A 6,151-nucleotide genomic window follows, 5' to 3' on the forward strand; every position below is an offset into this window, starting at 1 on the left:
CATGCCTTCGACGTGCTCGCTCGAGATCCTTTCCCCCGATTACCGGTTCGCGCACATCCCTGCCTCCTGGTACTGTTCTCATGTCGAAAGGGGCGCCAGCCGCCCCCGACACATCCGCGCCGCTAGCTCAGTTGGTTAGAGCAGCTGACTCTTAATCAGCGGGTCCGGGGTTCGAGTCCCTGGCGGCGCACAGTGGAACCGGCTCCATCTCCTCGGGGATGGAGCCGGTTTCTTTTTTCGGCGGCTCCCCTCAGCCGAGGGGAGCTCCACCCACCGCCTTTACGTTGTAGATCATGAATTGTCGGGAGATCTTCTTTCCTGCGGCAGGACGGCATGGGTCCGCGGCGACACCGGTCAGCAGGTCTTCCGGTAGGCGATGTCGCTGATCTCGCGCACGTGCCGGTCCCACTCCTCGCGGGTCAGCTGTCCGGTCGTCTCGCAGAAGGCGTCCTTCAGCAGGCGGGGATCGACGACGTGGGTGACGAGCGAGGAGTCGTCCTGGCCCACGCTGTGCAGACGCCTGCCGTCGGCGCTGAACGCCAGGGCGTCGATCACGGTGTCGTAGTTCGTGGTGTGGCCGGTGAGCGGGAGGCCCAGGCGGCGGCCGGTCCGCACGTCCCAGAGGTCGATCCTGCCCCTGAAGTCGGCGGTGGCGGCCAGCCGACCGTCCGGTGAGAACACCGTGATCGGAGTCTTGCCCTTCGGCAGGCGGATGGCACCGCCCTTCTGCCGGAGGGTCCGGGCGTCCCAGAAGACGAGGGAGCGCTGGTCGACCACCCCCTCGACGGTCGCCAGGACGCCCTGCGGGCTGAGCGCCTGCACGGTGCGGGCCACCACCGGCGCGCCCATCGCGTCCGGCGCGACGAGCGTCCTGCCGGACGGGAACTCGACGACGCCCAGATCGGTGGTGGAGACGACCCTGCGGCCGTCCTCGCTCCAGACGATCCGGGTCTCCGAGTCGCTCACCGGGTAGTTCCGTTTCGGGGCGCGGGCCTCGCCCAGCTCCCGCCCGGTGGCGGTGTCCCAGAACTTCAGCACGGCCGGATCGACGGACACCAGGACGGCCAACGCCCTGCCGTCGGGCGAGAACGACGGCAGCGGCCTGCCGGTGCTCGGCGGCGGACCGGCCTCGATCACGAGGCGCCTGGCGCGTGTCCCCACGTCCCAGATCTCGACCTTGCCGTCCGGAGAGGGCAGGGCGAGCAGCCCGCCGTCGGACGACAGCGCCGTGAGGGGCTTGCCTGAGCCGCCGATGCCGAGGTCGGCGCGGCGGGTGCGGGTGGCGGTGTCCCAGATCTGGACTGCGCCGGGGTCCGCGGCGACGGCCAGGGTGCTTCCGTCACCGCTGATCGCCGAGCGGACGGAGAGCGGGGAGAACTCGAGCCGCCCGGTGAAGCCGGACACGTCGATCGTCCGGATCCTGTCCTGGTCGTCGACGCAGCGCAGGACCGCCCCGTCCCGATCGAAGCGGGTGCCTCTGCACATCGCATCGGGCGTGTAGCGCAGGTACGGCTTCTCGAGGAACCCCTGCCCGGTGCTCCACATCGCCATGTCGGTGGCGATGTACTCGCCGTCACGGCTGAAGTCCAGGCTCGTGTCGAAGCCGCCCTTCGGCACCTCCAGCGTCGTCCGGGTCCTCCGCGTGTTCACGTCCATGACGACGATCTGGTCGTCGGCGCGGGTCGCGAGGAAGCGTCCGTCCGGGCTGAACGTCGTGCCCGCCAGCTGCCTGGCCTCCTGGACCGGATAACGATCCGGGATGTCGAGTTTCTTCCCGGTGCTCAGGTCCCACCAGTCCAGCCGCATACGCCTCTTGCCGACCTCGTTCGGGACGACCAGATGCCGCTCGTCCGGGGAGAGCACCGGATGCCATACGCTCACCTTCTTCCTCCTGGTCCGGAACACCTCCTTCCCGGTGGCGGTCTCCAGCACCGTGACCTCTCCGCCGTTCGTCGTGACCAGCTTCCCGCCGTTGGGGCCGAGCACGAGGCCCTGCCCTACCTCGTGCTTGTACGGCAGCGTTTCGGAGGCGCCGGTCGCCACGTCCCAGAAGGCCATGGTCCCGTCCTCCTGGAGGGTGAACAGCCGTCCGCCGCCGAGGGTCAGGCCCGCGCCCGAGAGCACCGCGCCCGGGACGCCGATCGTGCGCAGCACCTCGCGGGCGTCGGCGTCGGCGATGACGACCTGGTTCGTCTCCTTCTTCCAGAACGCGTTCGGTCCGCCGCCCTCGGGATACACCTGGTTCCAGGAGCCGTCCACGCCCGGCGGTCTCCAGACGTCCCGCTCCCACTGCGCGGACAGGGCGAGCAGGCCGTGGCGGGTGTCGAAGGTGTCCCCGCCCAGAGCCGCGGCGGCGACGGCGAGGCGGCGGGCGAGCACGGGGTCGCTGCGCCGCGACTGGACGGCCTGCGCGGCGAGCTGGCCGCTCACCGCCGAGTCCCGCTGCGCGGTGAGCGCCGCGTTCGCCCCGTCGAGCCTCCAGCTCTGGAGACCGGCCGCGCCTCCGGCGGTCACGGCGACCAGGAGCAGGACGGCCAGCGCCGCGGTCAGGGCGGTCCTGGCGCGGGCGCGGGCGCGGGTCCGCTCGGCCGAGGCCTCCAGGAAGACGCGCTCGCCGAGGTTGAGGGTCAGCTGCCTGCGGCCGGTGGACGCCCACCGCAGTGCTTCGTCCAGGCTCGATCCCTGGAGCAGGTCGGCGGCCTTGCGGCCGTTGACGGCCCAGCGGCGCGCGGCGTCGGCCAGGGCGTGGTGGCCGTCCAGACCGTCGCGTTCGGCCTCCGTCCACTCGCGCATGCGGGGCCAGGCGCGCAGCAGGGCGGGGGTGCCGATCCCGACGGTGCCGTCCTCGCCGACGCGGATCAGGCCGGCCGCGCCGAAGGTGTCCAGGACGCGCCGCAAGGTGTCCTGGTCGGTCTCCCCGTCCGTGAAGTCGCCGACGGGGACCGTGCGCAGGGCGCCGTCGGCGTGGGTCCGCGCGGCGACCATGCGGAGCAGGACGCGCGGAACGGCCTGCTGGACGTGCGGGTCGAGCCCGCCGTACGCCCGCTCGGCGAGTTCCCCCAGCGACGGCGGGAGGCTCGCGGGCGGCCGGACGTCCCTGGCGGCGCGGTCGCCCGCCTCGAGCGGGTCGCCGGTCTCGCCGCCGAGCAGGCCGACGAGGATCTCCTCCGGTGAGGGGCGCGCCTCCGGGTCCTGACCGAGCGCGGCCTCGACGAAACCGCGCAGCGGCTCGCCGAGCGCGGAGGCGTCCGGTTCGAAGGTGGTGATCTGGTGCATCAGGACGGGCAGGGAGGCCCCGTCGAACGGCGCCTCGCCCTGCGCGGCGAACAACACGATCGCACCCCAGGCCCACACGTCGGCGGCGGGCGTGGCCCGCGAGCCGCGGAACAGCTCGGGCGCCATCCAGCGGGGGGTGCCCTTCAGCACACCGGTGGCGCTGCGCGACATCTCGTCGGTCTTGGCGATGCCGAAGTCGATGACGCGCGGGCCGTCCGGGCCGAGCAGCACGTTCGCCGGCTTCAGGTCGCGGTGGATCACGCCCGCCCGGTGGATGGACGACAACGCGGTCGCGACGCCGATCGCGAGGCGGTAGAGCTCACCGGAACCGTACGCGCCGTGCTCGTCGATCTGGTTCTGCAGGTCGGGTCCTGGCACGTACTCGCTGACGACGTACGGGGGGAGGTGGTCGACGTCGGCCTCGATGATGCGGGCTGTGCAGAAGGAGGCGACCTTCTGGAGGGTCGCGACCTCCTTGCGCAGTGCGTCGCGCGTCCATTCGTTGACCGCGTCGGCGTGCAGCGTCTTGACGGCGACCCGGCCGCCCCGCGCGTCGTAGCCCTCGTAGACGACTCCCTGGCCGCCGGCGCCCAGCCGGGACGCCAGCCAGTAGCCGCCGAGCTGTCGGGGGTCTCTCTCTAGCAGAGGAGCAGGCATGTGTTCGTGTCCTCGGGAAGCAGCCGGAGGCCTGCCGGACCGCTCACCCATGAGGACATGGCTGTTCTCACGAGTGGCGAGGCAGGACGGCGAACGGGAGGGGCGGTGAGATCCCGGGGGCGGAGAGCCCCTCGGACACGCGAGATCATAGCGGCGATCACCGCTTAAATAAACATTCGCATGTCTTTGTGATTCGGCCTGCTCACGGGTTCCGCCTTCGCGGCGCGGACGGCGGTTCAGGCGGGCGGACGGCCGAAGAGCTTCTCGATGCTGCGGCGTTCACGCTTGGTGGGGCGGCCCGCGCCGCGGTCTCGGATCGGCACGCCCAGCACCGCCTCCTTGGGGGGAGGCGGGGGGCTCTTGTCGATGTAGCACTCGGCTGCGACGGGGGCGCCCACGCGCTTGGTGACGACGCGGGTGACGACGACGATGCGGTCGCGGCCGTCGTGGCGGAAGTGGATCTCGTCGCCGGGCTTGACCGCGCGGGCGGGCTTGACGCGGGTGCCGTTGACCTTGACGTGGCCGGCCCGGCAGACCTCGGAGGCCAGGGAGCGGGTCTTGGTCAGGCGGACCGACCACAGCCACGTGTCGACTCGGGCGCTCACCGGCTCTTCTGCCATGGAGTCACTGTAGGCGGTGCCCGGCCGTCCGTACCAACCGATTCCGGCCGAACCCGCAGGGACCGAGCCGTGGGTTCTCACGGACCGCGGGGCTTTTCCGGAAAAGGGAGCCGCCTTGTTCTAGGTTCTCTACCGAAGTTCCGTGTCGTCAAAGGAAAGGGAAGGCATGCGATTTCCGCCTGGGGTTTTCTGGGTGGTTCTTATTGCTTTCTGGTGGGTGGGGAACGGTCCCGTCTCGGCGGGATACGCGGTTCGGGGAGGGGCGGTCTTCAACCGGCCCTCGGCGGTGGGGGCGGGAGAGGAGAACGTCATCCAGGACCGGCTCCTCGACCTCGTCCGCCGCACTCCGGGCGGGGCCGAGATCCGGGTGGTGCTCTACACCTGGCGGGAGGAGCCCGTGAAGGACGCACTGCTCGAAGCCCACGCACGAGGCGTCCGGGTCAAGGTGCTGATGAACCACGCGGCGGACACCCGGTCCGAGGAGATCTACTCCGCGCTGACCGGCGCGCTGGGCGAGTACGCGCCGGGGAAGGCGTCCTGGGCGGCCCAGTGCGGTCAGGGGTGGGGATGCCTCGGCACGGGGATCAACCACAACAAGTTCCTCCTTTTCTCTCAGGTGGGAGAGAGTAGAAATGTCGTGGTGCAGAGTTCCGCGAATCTGACTTATCACGACCGGATCAGATTCTGGAACAACGCCTACATCGCCGCCGACGCAGGTCTGTACGGGCTTTATGACGACTACTTCCAGCGGCTGGAGACGGGGATCGGCCGGACGACGGTGCCCGACGACGACCAGTACGGGATGGGCGAGAGCGGACCGTACCGGCTCTACACCAACCCCTACCAGGGGCCGGACGCGCTCGTCCGGGAGCTGGAGACGCTCCGGTGCAGCGCCGACCCGGCCCGGCCGACGCGGATCCGGGTGGCGGCGCTGATGTTCAACCGGACCGAGCTGGCGGAGCGCCTCGCCTCGCTGGGGGACCGGGGGTGCCGGGTGCACCTCGTCTTCCGGCGGCTCGGAGCCGAGGTGAGCGGGCTGCTCCAGGGCCGGCTCGCGGGAGCGAGGAAATGCGCCGGGGCGATGACCGTCCACTCCAAGTACATGGCGATCTCGGCGGGGGCGGGATCCTTCGCGGGGGAACCCGGACTGAAGGCGGTGTTCACCGGGAGCCACAACTACGGGCGGGCCGCGCTGCGGAACAACGACGAGACCCTGCTGCGGATCGTCGACGCCCGGGTGTACCGGCAATACGAGGAGAACTTCGACGACGGCCCCTACCTGCGGTGTCCGGCATGGGAAAAGGCGGACGGACCCGCCAAACCTGAAACGGATCACTGAGAGCAGTCCCACATTTTGGAATGATTAGTTGCCATTCGGGGCATTTATTGCACATGAAGTTCTTCAAGAAGTTCACGCAGAAGACCCGCACCTACGAGCCCACCCGACGTGAGCGCGCGGCGGCCGCCCGGACCGCGAAGGCCGAGGCGAAACTGCGCGAGACCGAAGCGAAGATCCATGAGCTGGCCGACCGGGCACGCCGCGACCTGCGCGCGTCCGCCTGAGCCGGAGCACGTGCGAGAGGCGTCCGGTGAACCGG

General features: G+C 70.4%; 4 protein-coding genes and 1 tRNA gene. 3 read left to right on the plus strand and 2 right to left on the minus strand.

The window, feature by feature from the left end; genetic code table 11:
* Positions 1-116: 116 nt before the first annotated feature.
* A tRNA-Lys gene (locus tag ABD327_RS07020) sits at positions 117-190 on the plus strand.
* Positions 191-354: 164 nt separating this feature from the next.
* Here ABD327_RS07020 and ABD327_RS07025 read toward each other — a convergent pair.
* Both ABD327_RS07025 and ABD327_RS07030 read right to left on the minus strand, forming a co-directional pair.
* Entirely contained in the window at positions 355-3,933 is a 3,579-nt protein-coding gene (locus ABD327_RS07025; RefSeq protein ID WP_344449378.1) for a WD40 repeat domain-containing serine/threonine protein kinase, read from the minus strand.
* A 236-nt stretch (positions 3,934-4,169) separates the two neighbouring features.
* Entirely contained in the window at positions 4,170-4,553 is a 384-nt protein-coding gene (locus ABD327_RS07030) for an RNA-binding S4 domain-containing protein (RefSeq protein ID WP_344449379.1), read from the minus strand.
* Between the two features lie 217 nt (positions 4,554-4,770).
* Here ABD327_RS07030 and ABD327_RS07035 point away from each other — a divergent pair, with 217 nt between their 5' ends.
* Positions 4,771-5,892 (plus strand): phospholipase D-like domain-containing protein, encoded by a 1,122-nt coding sequence (locus tag ABD327_RS07035; RefSeq protein WP_344449380.1) that lies wholly within the window; start codon positions 4,771-4,773, stop codon positions 5,890-5,892.
* A gap of 53 nt (positions 5,893-5,945) precedes the next feature.
* Positions 5,946-6,116, plus strand: a complete 171-nt coding sequence (locus ABD327_RS07040) for a hypothetical protein (RefSeq protein ID WP_344449381.1) — start codon at positions 5,946-5,948, stop codon at positions 6,114-6,116.
* Positions 6,117-6,151 lie beyond the last annotated feature (35 nt).

This window comes from Actinocorallia aurantiaca (assembly GCF_039533685.1).
Classification (GTDB): Bacteria; Actinomycetota; Actinomycetes; order Streptosporangiales; family Streptosporangiaceae; genus Actinocorallia; species Actinocorallia aurantiaca.

Coding starts and splice junctions, on each gene's coding strand:
- ABD327_RS07025 (WP_344449378.1), bottom strand. CDS start 3,933: ATGCCTGCTCCTCTGCTAGAGAGAGACCCCCGACAGCTCGGCGGCTAC.
- ABD327_RS07030 (WP_344449379.1), bottom strand. CDS start 4,553: ATGGCAGAAGAGCCGGTGAGCGCCCGAGTCGACACGTGGCTGTGGTCG.
- ABD327_RS07040 (WP_344449381.1), top strand. CDS start 5,946: ATGAAGTTCTTCAAGAAGTTCACGCAGAAGACCCGCACCTACGAGCCC.